This is a genomic window from Deltaproteobacteria bacterium, from assembly GCA_030654105.1.
Taxonomy (GTDB): Bacteria; Desulfobacterota; SM23-61; order SM23-61; family SM23-61; genus JAHJQK01.
This window is the reverse complement of the sequence record JAURYC010000149.1, coordinates 1-15923: the sequence shown is the minus strand read 5'-3', so window position 1 is coordinate 15923 and position 15923 is coordinate 1. Positions and strand designations below refer to the sequence as shown.

General features: G+C 51.7%; 15 protein-coding genes. 4 read left to right on the top strand and 11 right to left on the bottom strand.

What is annotated here, in order from left to right; translation table 11 throughout:
- Window positions 1–275: 275 nt before the first annotated feature.
- The 4 genes from Q7V48_06180 to Q7V48_06165 form a co-directional block, all read right to left on the bottom strand.
- Window positions 276–1367 carry a DUF362 domain-containing protein gene (locus Q7V48_06180; protein MDO9210323.1) on the bottom strand — a complete coding sequence of 364 codons (1092 nt, stop codon included), beginning with the start codon at window positions 1365–1367 and terminating at the stop codon, window positions 276–278.
- 3 nt (window positions 1368–1370) lie between these two features.
- Window positions 1371–2738: an amidase gene (locus tag Q7V48_06175; protein ID MDO9210322.1), complete on the bottom strand. Its 1368-nt coding sequence runs from the start codon at window positions 2736–2738 to the stop codon at window positions 1371–1373.
- Window positions 2739–2807: 69 nt separating this feature from the next.
- Window positions 2808–2987, bottom strand: coding sequence for a hypothetical protein (locus Q7V48_06170; GenBank protein ID MDO9210321.1), 180 nt, complete (start codon window positions 2985–2987; stop codon window positions 2808–2810).
- Window positions 2988–3019: 32 nt separating this feature from the next.
- On the bottom strand, window positions 3020–4186 hold the full coding sequence (locus Q7V48_06165) for a uroporphyrinogen decarboxylase family protein (protein ID MDO9210320.1): 1167 nt from the start codon (window positions 4184–4186) through the stop codon (window positions 3020–3022).
- Between the two features lie 513 nt (window positions 4187–4699).
- On the opposite strand from Q7V48_06165, the gene Q7V48_06160 reads away from it, so the two are divergent.
- A complete protein-coding gene (locus Q7V48_06160; GenBank protein MDO9210319.1) occupies window positions 4700–6100 on the top strand; it encodes a radical SAM protein in 1401 nt (466 codons plus the stop codon).
- A 149-nt stretch (window positions 6101–6249) separates the two neighbouring features.
- Here Q7V48_06160 and Q7V48_06155 read toward each other — a convergent pair whose 3' ends face one another.
- Both Q7V48_06155 and Q7V48_06150 read right to left on the bottom strand, forming a co-directional pair.
- Complete coding sequence (locus tag Q7V48_06155) at window positions 6250–6570, bottom strand: nitroreductase family protein (GenBank protein ID MDO9210318.1); 321 nt, start codon at window positions 6568–6570, stop codon at window positions 6250–6252.
- 3 nt (window positions 6571–6573) lie between these two features.
- A complete protein-coding gene (locus Q7V48_06150; GenBank protein MDO9210317.1) occupies window positions 6574–7329 on the bottom strand; it encodes an SUMF1/EgtB/PvdO family nonheme iron enzyme in 756 nt (251 codons plus the stop codon).
- Between the two features lie 208 nt (window positions 7330–7537).
- Between Q7V48_06150 and Q7V48_06145 the strand changes: the two genes are divergently transcribed.
- A complete protein-coding gene (locus tag Q7V48_06145) occupies window positions 7538–8362 on the top strand; it encodes a hypothetical protein (protein MDO9210316.1) in 825 nt (274 codons plus the stop codon).
- Here Q7V48_06145 and Q7V48_06140 read toward each other — a convergent pair.
- The 4 genes from Q7V48_06140 to Q7V48_06125 all read right to left on the bottom strand — a co-directional run bounded on the left by Q7V48_06140 (window position 8335) and on the right by Q7V48_06125 (window position 12666).
- Window positions 8335–9771 (bottom strand): aminopeptidase, encoded by a 1437-nt coding sequence (locus tag Q7V48_06140; protein ID MDO9210315.1) that lies wholly within the window; start codon window positions 9769–9771, stop codon window positions 8335–8337. The two genes, Q7V48_06145 and Q7V48_06140, sit on opposite strands and share 28 nt — an antisense overlap.
- A gap of 61 nt (window positions 9772–9832) precedes the next feature.
- Window positions 9833–10045, bottom strand: a complete 213-nt coding sequence (locus Q7V48_06135) for a hypothetical protein (GenBank protein ID MDO9210314.1) — start codon at window positions 10043–10045, stop codon at window positions 9833–9835.
- Window positions 10046–10366: 321 nt separating this feature from the next.
- Window positions 10367–11743, bottom strand: coding sequence for a radical SAM protein (locus tag Q7V48_06130; protein MDO9210313.1), 1377 nt, complete (start codon window positions 11741–11743; stop codon window positions 10367–10369).
- A 218-nt stretch (window positions 11744–11961) separates the two neighbouring features.
- Window positions 11962–12666: a lysophospholipid acyltransferase family protein gene (locus Q7V48_06125; GenBank protein MDO9210312.1), complete on the bottom strand. Its 705-nt coding sequence runs from the start codon at window positions 12664–12666 to the stop codon at window positions 11962–11964.
- A 227-nt stretch (window positions 12667–12893) separates the two neighbouring features.
- Here Q7V48_06125 and Q7V48_06120 point away from each other — a divergent pair, with 227 nt between their 5' ends.
- The gene (locus Q7V48_06120) at window positions 12894–13301 is read left to right on the top strand and encodes a single-stranded DNA-binding protein (protein ID MDO9210311.1); all 408 of its coding nucleotides are present in this window, start codon (window positions 12894–12896) and stop codon (window positions 13299–13301) included.
- A 369-nt stretch (window positions 13302–13670) separates the two neighbouring features.
- The gene (locus Q7V48_06115) at window positions 13671–14606 is read left to right on the top strand and encodes a polyprenyl synthetase family protein (GenBank protein MDO9210310.1); all 936 of its coding nucleotides are present in this window, start codon (window positions 13671–13673) and stop codon (window positions 14604–14606) included.
- A 129-nt stretch (window positions 14607–14735) separates the two neighbouring features.
- Here the strand turns inward: Q7V48_06115 and Q7V48_06110 are convergent, their stop codons facing one another.
- Complete coding sequence (locus tag Q7V48_06110) at window positions 14736–15710, bottom strand: P1 family peptidase (GenBank protein MDO9210309.1); 975 nt, start codon at window positions 15708–15710, stop codon at window positions 14736–14738.
- Between the last annotated feature and the right edge of the window lie 213 nt (window positions 15711–15923).

Sequence of the window (15923 nt, the reverse complement as noted above, 5' to 3'; positions counted from 1 at the left end):
GCAAAGCATGATCATAGAAACTTCTTTGCCATACCCTTCCTGTATAACCCTCATTCTAAGAGGTCAACCGAGTGACTTTCGAAGAAGAATTCGCGAGGTTTTGAGGCGGCTGGGAATTTCTGGCGCGCCCGGCCCGACTCGAACGGGCGACCTGCTGATTCGAAGTCCGATTTAGGGTTATTTTTTGGGGATTTCACCAAAATTCACTTGACATCATAACTATTTTAATTTATTACCAAATTTCTAAATACGAATGGAGTAACTTTGTCAAGGTTTTATTTGTTTTTTTTGGCGGTTACCCTGCGCATGAGGCCAGTGAGCTCAATGGCCTGGCTGGAGCAAAGTTCATAGCAGCAGTAGCAGGCGATACATTTTTTCTTGTCCAGGTAAGGAATTTCTTTCATGGTGAGAGCCTGAGCCGGACAGTGTTGAACACAAATCTCACACTGGGTGCATAGAGATGGGTTCACCTGCAGGCGAGGTTTAATCAAGGGGCGATAGATAAGTTTATTCACGATGGTTCCCAACAGGCCCCGGCTGACAAAAGTGAGGGGCATTTTGAATTTGGTCAGGGGTGACCAGTCACCCTGGATATCAATCTTGGCGACCTCTATCTCCCCCAACCCCCTTTGGGAGGCTGTGCGCAGATAGTCAATACTTTGAGGGGTAAGACCCATCATCGCGGCCATCAGGGCGTCCAGAGATACGCCATTTTCCGAAGCCAGAACTTTGCCGATGGGACGAAGATCCTTGCTCGAAGGCCCATTTCCTTCCATACCCACCACGGCATCCATAATGGTCAAATCGGGGAGGCGAATCTGATAGATATCCACTAAGGCTTCGGAGAAATCCTCAGGCTTCGGTGCGGCAAGATGCACCCGGGCTTTCTCCGCTCCCACCAGGATCCCGAACATGTTCTTAACCGCGCCGGTGATCTGGGTCTGCAGATGGGTCTTGAACTTAGGAACGTTGATGACTATGTCGGCATCGAGAACGGGTTTAGAGACCACCAGTTTCTTTACAAAGCGTGATTTCACTTCCACTTGGACAGTCTCTTTGGCAAAGTTGCCAAAGCATCCATCGGCGGCATCCAGGATGCCCGCTATTCTGGCGCAGCGCTCGTTGGCGGCGTACCCGCTCATCCCGGGGTTATCGCCCACGACACAGGAGGCCCCTCGTTTCTTCAAAGCGATGACCAATGCATTTACCAGGGAAGGATGAGTGGTGATCCCTTTTTCTGGAGGATTGGGTCCCAGAATATTTGGCTTGATGACCACCTTCTTGCCCGCAAAGGAAAAGGGAAAGGCCTGGAAAATTTTTTCAACCACTTTTTCCATCTGAGAGTAATCGCCATCGAAAACGAGCACCAATTAAGCAAACCTCTCAATGAGGGTGGGTGTTAAATGGACATCAAGAACTTTTTCACACCAGCGGGCTACGGCAAACAGTTTCCCTTCAGCGTACGCCGTTCCGACCAACTGGATGCCCAGGGGCAATCCTTCATCGTTTAACCCCGAAGGGATACTTATGGCGGGCAATCCCGAGAGGCTCCAGGGAACCTGGAACCAGGGATCCCCGGTTGATGAGAGGTTTTTCGGGGCCGCGGAGGAGGTGGCCGGGGTTAAGAGGCAATCATATTCCTGCATCATTCTGTCCATTTCCCGGCGGAACAAACGTTTGATTTTTTGGGCACGCAGGTAATCCACGCTGGGGATCAAAAGGCCGATCTCGACCATTTCCCTCATCTTGGGACTGTATTGCTCCCGGTTTTTTTCGAATAATTTTTCATGGTAGGCGGCCGCTTCCACCCACATGATGATGCGGTGAGCATCCTGGACCGCGGCGAAACTCTCAGGCATCTTTACTTCCCGCATTTTTCCGCCAGCTCGTTTCAATTGGTTCAGGATTTTTTCGGTGTGTTTCCAGACGGACGCTACGGATTTTTCCTGGTAGAATTCCCGCACGATTCCGATGCGGGGAGGCCGGCGCAAAGATCGCAGCGAGCGCATGTAATCGGGAACGGGTTGCGGCCGGGTCGTTGGGTCTGCCGGGTCTGGGCCTGCCAGAATGCTTAGCAGGAGGGCCGCATCCTCCACGGATCTGGTCAGGAATCCCACATGGTCCAAGGTCCAGCTAAGGGCGAAGACGCCATACCGGCTGATCCGGCCATAAGTGGGTTTAAGGCCGACGACGCCGCAGTAGGCTGCGGGGCGGAGGACGGAACCGCCGGTTTGAGATCCGAGGGCCGCAGGACACATACCTGTGGCCACAGCCGCTGCCGACCCGCTGCTGGATCCTCCCGGGGTGTGTTCCAAATTCCAGGGGTTGCGGGTGGGAGCCGGGTAACGGGAAGCAAATTCGGTGGTGGCGGTTTTCCCCAGGATAATCGCCCCGGCCGTTTTTAGACGTTCCACCGCAGTCGCATTATAGGCGGGGATGAAATCGGCGAAAATTTTTGACCCCGCTGTGGTCTTCATCCCGGAAGTGTAGAATATGTCCTTCACCCCGATGGGAATGCCGTGAAGGAGGCCGCGGATTTTCCCTTTGGCGATTTCCTCCTGGCAGCGGCGGGCTTCTTGGAGGAGGCCTTGGCGATCAATCGTTACCCAGGCCTGCAAAGTAGGTTCCAAAATATCGATCCGCTTCAGGATCGATTCCATCAAAGTCACGGGAGACAATTTGCCCTGCTGCACCTGGCGAATCATTGCGGCAAGGTTTAACATACAGGGTTCGGTCATTTTTCCCTCCATTTCCTGTCCCCTCGCTCTTACCTTCTCCCCAAGGGGAGAGGGATAGGGTAAGGGGAATTAGGAGAAAAAGGCTGGCTCTTCTTCGAAGGCGATTGCGCAGTCAGCAATAGAGACGAGGGATTGGGCGATTTCTTGTATGGCCGGGTATAAGGACTTGGCTCTTTCTTCCCCGAATCTTTGGACCGCTGAGTTACTCAGCATCTTGACTATCTTTTCTTTGGCCTCGGCAGTAGACATGGGGCGCAATCCTTTCAGGTCAGAGTTGGTTTTTAAGGTTGAGAGCCGGTCTGGGGCAACGGATACTTGCCGTGCTCCCAAGCCGCGGAAAATAGGGCAACAATATTCTCAGGCGGAACATCGGGTTGGATGCTGTGGCAGGAGGTGAAAAGGTAGCCACCCCCCGGTCCGAGAATTCCGATCATCCGGCGCACCTCCTCCCTTACCTGGTCAGGGGTAGCGCGGGGAAGAAATCTCTGGGTGTCAATCCCCCCATGGAAAGAGAGAGAGGCGCCGTATTTTTGTTTGAGGCGAACGGGATCCATATCCCAGGCGCTGATCTGAACCGGGTTCAGAACATCCACCCCGAGTTCTACATAATCGTCCAGAAAAGCATAGACCGACCCGCAGGTGTGAACGCAAATTTTAGCCGCGGTGTGGTCTTTAATGACTTTGAATATCCGGCGGTGACAGGGCTTGACGAATTTTTTATAAAGCTGGGGGGAAATAAGGGGGCCATCCTGCCCGCTCAGGTCCTCGTAATAGATCACCATCTGGATGAAATCCCCTACGGCTTGCATGTAGTTTCTGTACACCGCAACATAGTAATCCGTCAAATGCTGGAAAAGAGATTCTGTAAAGTCCGGGTGGGTGAGCATGTCCAAAAAAATGTTTTCCATACCCCGGAGGTGCCAGGACATATCAAAGACCCCCACACCGGTAGTCCCGTCGGCAACGAGAGCATACTCGGTCTGTTCAAAAAGCCGTTGGGCTTTTTCCCGCAGTCCTTCGAAACGGCTGGGTTCATTGGGATCCGGCCAGGGGAACTTCTTAATTTCTTCCATCGCGGCCGTTTTCATCGGGTAGGAACTGGGAAAAGTATAGAAAGATCCCGGGGCCTTATACCAGGGGACGCCCCATTCATCCACTATCGTGTGGGGATCGAGGCGAACCCGCTGCCAGGTTTTGGGAACATTCATCCGCAGATACACCGTATCCACATGGAGAGCTTGTAGGATTTCTTCATCGGGTATGATGTGCTCGTCAGCAAAATGTCTGATCCTTTTATCCAGAGCCAGGCCCATATGGTTCTTCAGGCGGTCGTAGGCATCCACCGTGCGGATGGTGGAAGCAATCGAGCCCAGGTCAATGGGGACCCGGTCAGGTTCTTGATGGTTGAGTGCCAGAATGAATCTTTCTCGAGAAGTAAGGGCTGCCATTTCCTATCCCCTGTTCTTAGTTGCCGGGGAGAAAAGGTTTCATTATCGATAATAATCCCGGTGAACTTTAGGCATTTGGTTCGAATCATAAATAAAGACGATTATGGACTGATACTACTAACTTTCTAAATCTCTGTCAACAAATCCTTAGCCCCCGTTCATTTTTACAGAATCCCTATTCGTGGCCCGGGGATTCAGGGCGATGAGCGCGGGCAGCATCGGCCGGGAAGAAACCTTTTTCAAAGGGTTCAACCGATTCTCCGCAGAATGAGGCGGGAGGCCTTTTCCCGCCCCATCTATGAAACGACCAGCGCCTCATGATGCCAAGGGAAGCGTCCTGAATCCCCGGGCCTGGGAGGATCATCCAACGCTGACTCTAAGTTTGAGGGGATTAATTTGACTTTTCAGAGGGATTCAGTCATATAATCATCTTCGCCCGCAGCGGGCTTGCAACCCTTAAATCTTTAAAATACCATCTCCACGGAAATCAACTGGAGATCCAGGAGTCGCTTCATGCACGTGGCCTTGGTGAATACCAATTGCATAAAACCTCCGATAGCCCCCATCGGTCTGGATTATGTCGCCGAAGCCTTAAACGCCTCAGGGCATCAGGTTGAGGTTTGCGATCCTCTGGGGACGGACGACTGTAATGCGGCGATCATTCAATTCTTCCGTCAGAAAGAATTTGATTTGGTAGGAGTTACCCTGCGGAACACGGACGATTGTGTGTTTACCAGCCGCCAGTCTTTCCTGGACCCATTCGGCGCTATGGTGAAAAATATTCGCCAATATTCCAAGGGGCTGATCATCCTGGGCGGAGTTGGTTTCTCGGTCATCCCGGAGGAAGTTTTAAACCTCTGTGGAGCCGATGCGGGAATATGGGGGGAGGGGGAATTTTCCTTGGTGGATCTGGCGAATCGGTTGGAAGAGAAAAGGCAATGGTTGGACCTCCCCAATCTCATTTGGCAGACCCATGACCGCTGGCACCGCAACCCGCCTTTGACTCACTCTTTAAAGGATCTACCACCCATGAGTCGAAGTTGGATAGACAACCGCCGCTATTTTAGCGAAGGCGGACAGGCCGGCTTTGAGACCAAACGCGGATGCCCCAACCATTGCATTTATTGCGCCGACCCCATCGCCAAAGGGAACGAAATAAGAACCCGCCCACCCCAAGCCGTAGGAGATGAATTGGAAAGGCTTCTCGAGCAGGGAATTGATCATCTTCACACCTGCGATAGCGAGTTCAATTTACCCTACGGGCATGCCTTGGAGGTATGCCAGGAGATCATTCGCCGCCATCTCGGGGAAAAACTGCGCTGGTATGCTTACTGCGCTCCTGTTCCCTTCTCGCCGGAATTGGCCTGGACCATGCGCAGGGCCGGGTGCGTAGGCATTAACTTCGGAGTGGATAGTGGCGACGCGGAGATGTTGCAGCGATTAGGACGCAATTTTTCCCCCGAAGACATCGTTCAAACCGTGCGCTGGTGTAAAGAAGCGGGTATAGCGGTCATGCTCGACCTTCTGCTTGGATCGCCCGGGGAAAGTAAAGGGAGCGTAATCCGCACCCTCGAGCGGATGAAATATATGGACCCAGAGAGGGTGGGGGTGGCTGTAGGGGTGCGGGTCTATCCTGGAACCGAGCTCGCCCACCAGGTTAAGAGCGAGGGGCGGCAGGAGGGCCTGGTGGGGGGAGGGAAGGGGACAGAGCCCATCTTCTTCCTTGAGCCGCGCATTGCCCCCTTCGTTTTTAACCTGCTGGATGAGCTGATCGGCGCGGACCGGCGTTTCTTCTTCTTTGACCCTTCCCGACCGGAGCAAAACTACAATTATAATGCCAACCAGCGGCTTTCAGAGGCGATCCGGAAAGGATATCGAGGAGCCTACTGGGATATTTTACGCCGCTATGAATAATCGCTCCTGACCGTTGCGTAAAGGCTTTCACCTCGCACATTCACGCCAGTCCATTCTTCTCATAGAGTAATGACGACCGGTCAATGTTTCTTTACTCTTTCCTGTTGCTAGGACGCTTTCGTAGGGGCGAGGGTAACAGGGCTTTATTATCAATAGCGATCCCAGTGAATTTTATCTTTACGGTATTTGGTATGAGGAGGGGGAGATTCTGAACTTTTATCTCCCAAGACAACAATGGCCGCAGGGGCCTCAGCAGCCATGTAAACCCAGGGGTGGACGCGGGACAAGGCTTCTTTGATTTGGGGATCCTGGACGATCACGAATTCCCAGGGCTGAACATTGTTCCCGCTGGGAGCGGCCATGGCGGCCTTCATCAGTAGCTCTAAGATTTCCGCGGCAATTTCTTTTTTCTGATAGCGCCGGACACTCCTGCGGCGGCAGATAAAATCGAGGATTGCTTTGGACTCCATCGCTTACCCTCCGGAGATATTTTTTACGCAGCGAAAACCAAGCCAGTGGGCCCCGTCAACCTGGTCTTCGGCTGACCAACGAACCGTTGTTCGTACAAAGGTGGCACTTCCGAGGAAACATCCCCCCCGCATGGGCAGGTGGCCCTCGATCCACACTCCCTCGCACATTTCCCAGACGTTTCCGGACATATCATAACATCCATACGGACTGAGACCCAGGTGGAATCTGGTGACGTCCGTCACCCGATTGATTCCCAACTCGGCGGAGTTGCAATACCCGGGATAAAAATCATTCCCCCAGGGCCACCAACGGCCATCCGTCCCCCGGGCTGCTTTTTCCCATTGAGCTTCCGTAGGAAGCTCCTTTCCAGCCCAGTCCGCATAAGCCCGGGTGTCATCCCAACCCAGACCTACCACTGGCTGGAGGGGCTCGTTCCATCCTTCTTTTCCCCAGAGTATGGGGGCCCGATGATCCGTATCCTCGAGGAACTTGCCGTACTGGTAATTGGTTACGGGATGGATGTCGATGTAATAATCTTCCAGCATTATTTTCCGGGCAGGCGTCTCGGCCGTAAAAACAGGGTTTTGGGAGCCGTCTAAAATGAAAACTTGGTGCAACTCACTTTCCGAAATCCCCATGGCAAATTCCCCCGCCGGGATGAGAACCATCTCGGCGCAATCGATGGGGGAAACAACTTTAGGGGGCAAAAGGGAGGATTTGACCAAATTGGCGATAGACCAAAAATTTCTTTTGTCCACTCCGCTGCCCTCAAAATTTTTAGCTGCCTCATTATATTGCATTTTAGAATGAAGAGAGCAAGATAAATCTTATAAAAAAAAATCAAAAAAATTTGGCTACAGTTGATCGAAACAGTCATTCCGAAAGTATAGGGAAGGTGTTATAATTGCGAGTCTTTAAAAAAATTACCTGCCGCTTTGGGGCGGCATACATGGTAGAGGGGGAAGTATGGGCCGGCCAAGCTGGCAGATTCAAATCATTACAGCCTTTTGGCCGATAAGAAATTTTTTAGCCAAGATGGTGGGGTGGCCAGTCATCGGGCGCTGGCTGGGCTCTACTTTTCGGGGTGATCGGGCGAGTTTCCTTCCGGTGAAGGTTGACGTGGAAAAGCCGGTGAGTGTCGCTTTACCAGGCAGGATTGTGGAGCAGCTCATCCAGGAGTCATCTTTCCGTTTTCTTCTCCATGAATGTATGTGCCGTTCTCTCGAGCCGTGCCAACATTACCCGAAAAATATCGGTTGCCTTTTCTTGGGTGAAGGAGCGAGGGAAATCGTTTCTTCCTTAGGGCGGGAGACCACCGTGGAAGAGGCTCTGGCCCATCACCGGAAGGCCTTGGCTTTGGGCCTGATTCCCATGGTTGGGAAACTGCGGTGGGATTCCCTCTGGCTGGGCGTGGAGCAGGCGGATCAGCTTCTGACTATCTGCCATTGTTGCGACTGCTGCTGCTACTTCAAGCTCTACCGCCTTCTTCCGCAGGAGGCGACCGGAGGTTTGCAGAAACTGGCGGGCCTGGAGATCCGGCTGGCGGACGAAAAGTGTGATGGGTGCGGGATCTGTGTAGAACGGTGTTTCATCCAGGCCATGATCCTGAAAGAAGGGAAGGCGGTGGTGGGGGAGAACTGCCGGGGCTGCGGCCGCTGCGCCGTCGTTTGCCCGAGGCAGGCCGTGAAGATTCTTCTCCCTACGGCAGAAGCGCTAGAAAAATATATCCGGCAAGTCCGTCCGCACCCCTCGACCCCTATCTTTCATGGGCTAGATAAAAAAGCCCGGTAAGCTTTGTAAGCTTCGAAGATATCCGCTTTGGAGGTTACCTCGAAGGGTGAATGCATGGAGAGCACGGGCACACCGCAGTCGATGATATCCATACCGTAAATAGCCAAATACTTGGCCACGGTACCTCCCCCCCCCTCGTCCACCTTGCCGATCTCGGTCATCTGCCAGGCTATGTTGTTGGCGTTGAAGATACGCCGGATTTCCCCCACGTACTCCGCCCGGGCATCTGAGGCAGCCGCTTTCCCGCGAGAGCCGGTAGATTTCTCCAGGCAAACTCCGTAACCCAGCTTGCCAGCATTTTGTTTTTCGTGAACCTCCGGGTAGTTGGGGTCTAGGGCGGCCTGCACATCGGCGGAGAGGGCTTGGGAATTGGCGAGGATCTGTTTCAGCAGAGCTTCCGTGACCGTGAGGCCTGAGCGCTTGATCAGGGTCCTAAGGACACTTTCCAGGAAAAGGGATTTTGCCCCCGTGCTTCCATCACTGCCGATTTCTTCTTTGTCCACGAATAAGACAATGGCTGTTCGCGGAGGTTCTGTAACCGAGAGGACGGCCTGAAGAGACGTGTAGGCGCTGGCGCGGTCGTCTTGCCCGTAAGAACCGATCAGGCTGCAATCGAACCCAACATCCCGAGCCTTCATCGCCGGGACGAGCTCCAGCTCGGCGCTGATGAAATCTTCTTCCACCAAACCGTATTTCTGGTGGAGAAGCTCCATCATCCGGAGCTTAAAGCGTTCCTTGGCTTCGGTATCGGGAAAAGGAATACTCCCAGCGAGGGCCGTGAGCCTCTCGCCCTCGATGGCTTCGGCGAGTTTCTTCTGGTCCTGGATCTTGCCCGAGAGATGGGGGAGAAGGTCATTGATGACGAATACGGGATCCGCTTCATCTTCCCCGAGGACCACGTTTAAAATTGAGCCGTCCGCTTTTACGATCAGACCATGGAGGGATAAGGGGATAGTCACCCATTGGTATTTTTTTATTCCTCCATAGTAATGGGTACGGAGTAAGGCCATGTCCGCATCCTCATAAAGCGGATTCTGTTTGAGGTCTATCCGCGGGGAGTCGATGTGCGAGACGATGATCCTGAGGCCTTCGGGCAAAGGCGCTTGGCCTATCAAGGCGAGGGCAATAGATTTTTCTTTATTCACGGCGAAGAATCTTTTTCCCGCCCCCGGGGAACAAGCCTCTTGAAACCCAGCTTCTTTGGACGCTTGGGCAATTTCCCGGACTGCTTCCCGTTCGGTTTTGGCCCGGTTGAGGAAGGTTTTATATCCTGCGGCAAAACGAAAAGTCTCTTCCTTCTCCGGTTCATCCAAAAGGTCCCAGGATAATTTCCCCTGGAACTTTAATTTTTTCTCCAGTTCTTTTGTTTCCTTTTTCATTTTTTCTTTTTCCAGATCCTCGCCAGCCATCCTTACGCCTCCTTGGATTTCCTGCGAAAAAACGTTTACGTTCCCCTAAGCCTTCTCCGGATCAGCGATTGATTCGGGCGAACCCGTCCTCCAGGTTCACGGTGGCTTCAAAGGATGGAACCATTTTAAAACAGGACTCACAGATGGGGAAATGGATGACTTTATGGTCCACTTCCAGTTGAAGACTTACCCCTTTTTCGTTGAAAACCTTCCCGCAATAAGCGCAGCTGGGGTTTTTCAGCAAAGGCTCTTTGCTCAGTTTTAATTCCATCATCTCGTTTTTCCTCCTTTAAAATATTGTATGGAAATTTTGAAACTTTTTAGCCACAGAGAACACAGAGGTCACAGAGCTATAATCAAAATGTTTAGAACAAAAAATAATTTAGGACACGGATGAATACGGATAAACCCAAAATAAATTTAGGAAAAAATCTTAACAAATCCTTCAAAAAATGAACTTTCGTAGTACAGAGATCACAGAGAATGCTGAAAAAATTATGTGAACTCAAACGTTGAAACACGCAACCTGAAACTACTTTTTCTTATTCTCTGTGTTCTCGGTGCCCCCTGTGGCAAATTTAAGATTCCTGAAACATCATTTGACAATTTTTCTCAACTCACCGTAAGGTCTCCGTTCAAAGGGAGCGGAATCCGGGCTTTGTTCGGACCACAGGGCATCCGCTAATTTTCCATAGGCCAGGGCATACCGGTCCAGATCACCGGCGAATTGGGTAAGAATGCCTTCGGCACCCGGGTGGGTAGGATGAGCACCGGATTGCCCGATTAAATCACGCAGAATATGCGGGTGGTCGATGACCATACAGGGCCGGTAATAATTCGCCGAATAGGGTTGGCGTTGGCGGATGCTGTGAAAGAATGGCGAGTTTAAAATTTCCGCCAGGGACTTTTCTTTGATATTGTCCGTGGCAAAATGGACGAATACGCAGGGTTCGACATTTCCGTTGGCGGTAATGTGCAAATAACGGTCCCCGGCAATGCACCCTCCTACCAGCGGTCCATCGTTCCAGAAATCGGCTAAGATAATGGGCAAATTCGGGCGCATCTCGATGAGACGCTTCCTCCGGTAGATCCGCTGTTCCGGGGTGGGCATGAGATCAAGGTCCGGTTTTTTACCGATGGGAAGGTAGTTGAAATACCAGCCGATAAAACATCCCTGGTCGATCCAGAACTTCACGAATTCGTCGCTGCAAATCAATTCATTGTTCTGCCGGGTGGCGGTTGCCGAAAATCCGAAGAGGACCCCGGCTTGCTGCAATTGGGCCATGGCGGCAAGGACTTTCTTAAAGCTCCCCGGGCCACGGCGGGCGTCCGTGGCTTTTTCCCAGCCTTCCACGCTGACTGCCGGCAGAACATTCCCCAGCCGGGAGAGAACCCTGGCCACCTGCTCATCGATGAGCGTGCCGTTGGTGTAGACCTGGAAGTAAACATCGCTGTGAGCGGCAAAAATATCAAGGAGATCCTCCCTCATAAAAGGTTCTCCCCCCGAGATGGTGATAAAATAGATGCCCATCTCTTTGGCTTCCTGAAGAAGGTGATGGATGAGGGCTGTCTCCAATTCCTCCCTCTTGTTATAATCCCCGGCATAACAGCCATAACAATTCAGGTTACAACGCATGGTTGGGCTGATCACCAAAAAGAAAGGCGGAGGGAATCCATATCGGGATTTAAACTCGTCCCTTTTGGGGGTGGCGGTGATGAACTCGTTGACGATGAGGTTTTCAGCAAACTTGGCCAGGCATTCCCTGGAACACCGACCGATGGCCCGCCGGACGTGGAGAAGAAGACTTTTGAGGAAATCTCGGCCTTCCGGATAATAGGAAACCGCATCCAGGCCTTTTTGAACCAAGGGGAATCCCAGGAGCCTTTGCTCGCTGATGCGGGGTAAAACTTTGAGGATGGCCTTGGCGGTCTGGACCGCAGCAATTTGTTTCACTTTCTCTTGAACTTTCATTCTGAAAAACGCTCCTTAAGGTGTCGCCATAACCACTTCTTTTTTTTGCGGGGGAGGGGTAAATTTCTTCCTTCTAAAAGATAATTTAATTGTATTGGAATTTCCTTTTTGGACACGGATGTAAACAGATTATCAGGATAAATTAAAAAGAAAATAATTATCTGCGGTGATCTGCGTAAATCTGCGTCCTATTAAATTTATCATGACGATCCCGTCCATCAAGACCGGCTCAGATTTTTCATTAAAATATTGCGCACGCGTGCGGAGAGTTCCCCTTCCTTTTCGGTGGGGATACCGGCGGTTTCAACGGGCGGATCAATGATGATCTGGACATTTCCCGGGTAAATTCGCCAGTCGCCCTTCTGCATGATTTTTCCCGTACCGCAGATCGTGATCGGCAGAATGGGAGCCTGGGATTTGAGGGCGATGAGAAAAAGCCCCTTTTTGAAGGGCTGGAGGTTTCCATCCAGGCTGCGGGTTCCTTCCGGAAAAATCATGACCGAAACGCCATTTTTAACTTTCTCGGCCGCTTGGAGCATGCTGCGGTAAGCCTTTTTGGGGCTCTCGCGTTCGATGGCAATGTAACCGATGCGGGACATGGCCCATCCCATAAACGGGGCACGGAACAGCTCTGCCTTGGCGATCCAGCGGAACTGGATCGGAAGATACCCCAGGAGGGCAAAGATGTCGAAGTTGCCCTGGTGATTCGATACCAGGATGTAGCTTTTTTTGGGGTCGATGTTTTCCACGCCCTGAATTTTCACGGTTGTGCCCGTGGTAGCAAGCTGAATCTTGCCCCAGAGGCGGGCAATAAGGTGGGGGAGATTTCCGGAAGAGTCGAAAAGGGAGAGAAAAATCGCCACCGTCCCCAAAATTACCGTAGAAATCAGCAAGCTCAGCCAGGCAAAAAGCGTCCGGAACATCGGTTCCTAACCCTTAAGAAATCGATTGAATGATTCTATTCATACTCGATTCAGAGTAGACTGTCAATGTTGCTTTTTCCATGGCCGATGAATAAAACCTTGACTTCCTTCCTTCGAATGATAAAATTCCTTTGACCGCAGGAAAAAAAAGAAATCTGGCAGAGGGGAGAAATCTACAAAGGCCGGGTTGAATATCCGAGTTTATTCGCCGAAGAGGGAGGGCATCAGTGGTCAATAAAGTTATTCTCATCGGTCGTCTGGGGGCGGATCCGGAAATTCGTTATACCCCCAGCGGGGCGGAAGTAGCCACCTTTCGGATGGCTACCAGTGAATCGTGGACCAACAAGAACGGCGAGAAAGAGGAGCGGACCGAATGGCACCGCATCGTTGCCTGGAGAGGGTTAGCCAAGATTTGCGGTGAATATCTGAGTAAGGGGAAGCTGGTTTACATTGAAGGCCGGTTAAGAACCCGTTCCTGGGAAGACCGGGATGGGAATAAACGGTCCACCACGGAAATCGAAGCCACGGAGATGAAGATGCTCGGTGGAATTGGGGAGCAAAAAAGCAAAGGCAAAGACGCGGAGGGGGATTTTTCCCCCCCGCCGCAGAAGGATGAAGAGGATATTCCCTTCTGAACGCAAAATCATGTTAACCCTGTTGTTGCATTAAATTTAATGTTCGTAATCATAAAACCTTTGCCCATGGGGTGGCGGACCTTAACTCAGGGTCATTCGCCGGATCACTCTAAGGGTGACTTTTACAAGGTACCATCAAAAGAGAGTAAACCCCGTTTGAAAGGATGGGGCTTTGACTCCACTCTTTCAATATAAGGAATTACCATTTTTATTATGTCATCCCCGCCATATATGGTGGAGCTTTCTAACGGGGTAAATCGCCTCTTTATAAAAACATTAGGGTTATTCGACCGGATCTTTATGCAACAACAGGGTTAAGGAGAAGGTTTTTTGAATGCCGAGCAAGCGATAAATTTGGTCGCAGAAGAGATGAAGGCGGTAGAAACAGAGATGGCCAAAAACCTACTCTCCGAGATTGCCATGATTCCCACGGTGAGTCGGTACCTCATTGCCAGCGGGGGGAAGCGGTTTCGTCCTATCCTTTTGCTTCTCTGCGCTCACCTTGGTGGTTATCACGGACCACGGGCCGTTCCCCTGGCCAGCACCATTGAATTCATCCATACGGCTACTCTGCTCCATGATGACGTAGTTGATCGGGCTTTCGTCCGGCGAGGACTGGCTTCGGCTAACTCGGTGTGGGGTGAGGGGGCAAGCGTGCTGGTGGGAGATTTTTTGTTTACCAAATCCTTTTCCTTGATCGTGCAGGATGGCAACCTGCATATCTTAGAAGTTGTTTCCGGGGCCACCACCCGCATGGCCGAAGGGGAGGTTATGCAGCTGGTTAAGACGGGAGACCCGGCCATTACGGAAAAGGACTATTATTATGTAGTGACCAACAAAACGGCCGTACTAATTTCTGCCGCCTGTCAGATTGGAGGAATTCTCGGCAACGCTCCCCCGGAAGAAGAGAAGGCGTTGGCCGATTTTGGGCTCAACTTAGGGATTGCTTTCCAATTGATAGATGATACGTTGGATTACATATCGGCCAAAGAGACGCTGGGAAAAGCGATCGGCCAGGATCTCAACGAAGGAAAAATCACTCTGCCGCTGATTCAGATTTTAAAAGTCTGTTCCCCAGCAGAGAAGGACCGCCTCAGGCAGATTATCCAGGACCGGGACCGTCGGGAAGTAGATCTTGAGTATGTGATGAAGGTCGTAAAAGACTGCGGGGGAATTGAGTACACGATCCAAGCCGCCGAGAATTTTATAGGAAAAGCTAAAAATTCTCTCTTGCCTTTTCCACCGTCCAGAGAAAAAGAGGCGCTCCTTACCCTTGCGGACTACGCCATCCAGAGAAAATGGTAATAAATAAAGGGTTCAAGGCACGCCTATGGCGTGATCGATGGTTCAAGGATTCAAGGATTAAAAGGGCCTAGTGGTTTTTTTAATTCTTTTCGCTTTACCCCTCGAGCCATTGATCCCTGGAACCCTATTTCAATCTTTATTTAAATCACGGTAAGCCGGGAGGAGTCCAAGACCATCAGCAATTTGGATGGCGCGGAGGATCGCAGAAACTACGACTTCTTCAGCCACCAAACCTATGGTATTAACATCTGCAGATAAATCTCCGGCGGAAAGCGCGAAGATCAAATCCCCGTCCACTGTGGAGTGGATAGGCGCAATGGTACGAGCAAATCCACTTTGAGCCATCTGAGCCACCTTGGTGGCTTGTCGCTTGGAGAGCTTAGCGTTCGTGGCCACAACACCCAGAGTTGTATTCTGGAAACCGGTCTCACGCCTGGGCAGGGAAAATCCTCCCTTGATCATGGCGGCCGAATCGATGAAACGCCCGGGGTTTGCGGGATCTCTCGCTCCCGCAAGGATCTTTCTCGTTTCCGGATCGATAACATCGCCAAAGGCATTGACAGCCACGAGGGCGGCTACAATAACTCCACCGGCTGTGGTCTTAGCTGCTGTCCCAACGCCGCCTTTGGTGGCCAAGTTGATTCCCAAGAGCTTTCCAACGCTCGCTCCAGTTCCAACTCCTACGCTTCCTTCGGCAATTTTCCCAGAATGGCTATTGAGGCAGGCCTGGTAGCCCATCTCTTTGCCTGGTCGCACCCGGCCATCCCCCAAACCCAGGTCATAGATTATGGCTGTGGGCACGATGGGGACCTTGGCCGCTGAAGTCTGGTAGCCGATGGATTTTTCTTCGAGGAATTTCATCACCCCGCCAGAAGCGTCCAAACCAAAAGCACTCCCGCCTGAAAGTAAGACAGCATGCACTTCATCGACCCAATGGAAGGAATGGAGGGAGTCGGTCTGACGGGTTCCCGCCGCAGAACCCCGGATATCCACTCCTCCCACCGTTCCCGGAGGGCACAGGACAACGGTGCATCCAGTGGCTGCTTTTAAATCTTGCGCGTGTCCAACCTTGAAGCCGGGAACATCGGTAAGGGCGTTGTTCATATTTTCCATCTCCCCGAAGTTTATTAAAATATTCCTACATCCATCCTCTGCAGAAGTCAATATCCTATTTTTTCCTTTTAATGGGTGCCCCCCTTCATGGGTGCCCCCCTTCATGGGTGCCCCCCTTCATTTTTCAATAGGTGGATGAATTTACTTTGATTAACGGAGCCCGGACGGGAGGGTGATGAAAGAGGGAGATTCACCCTCCCGTCC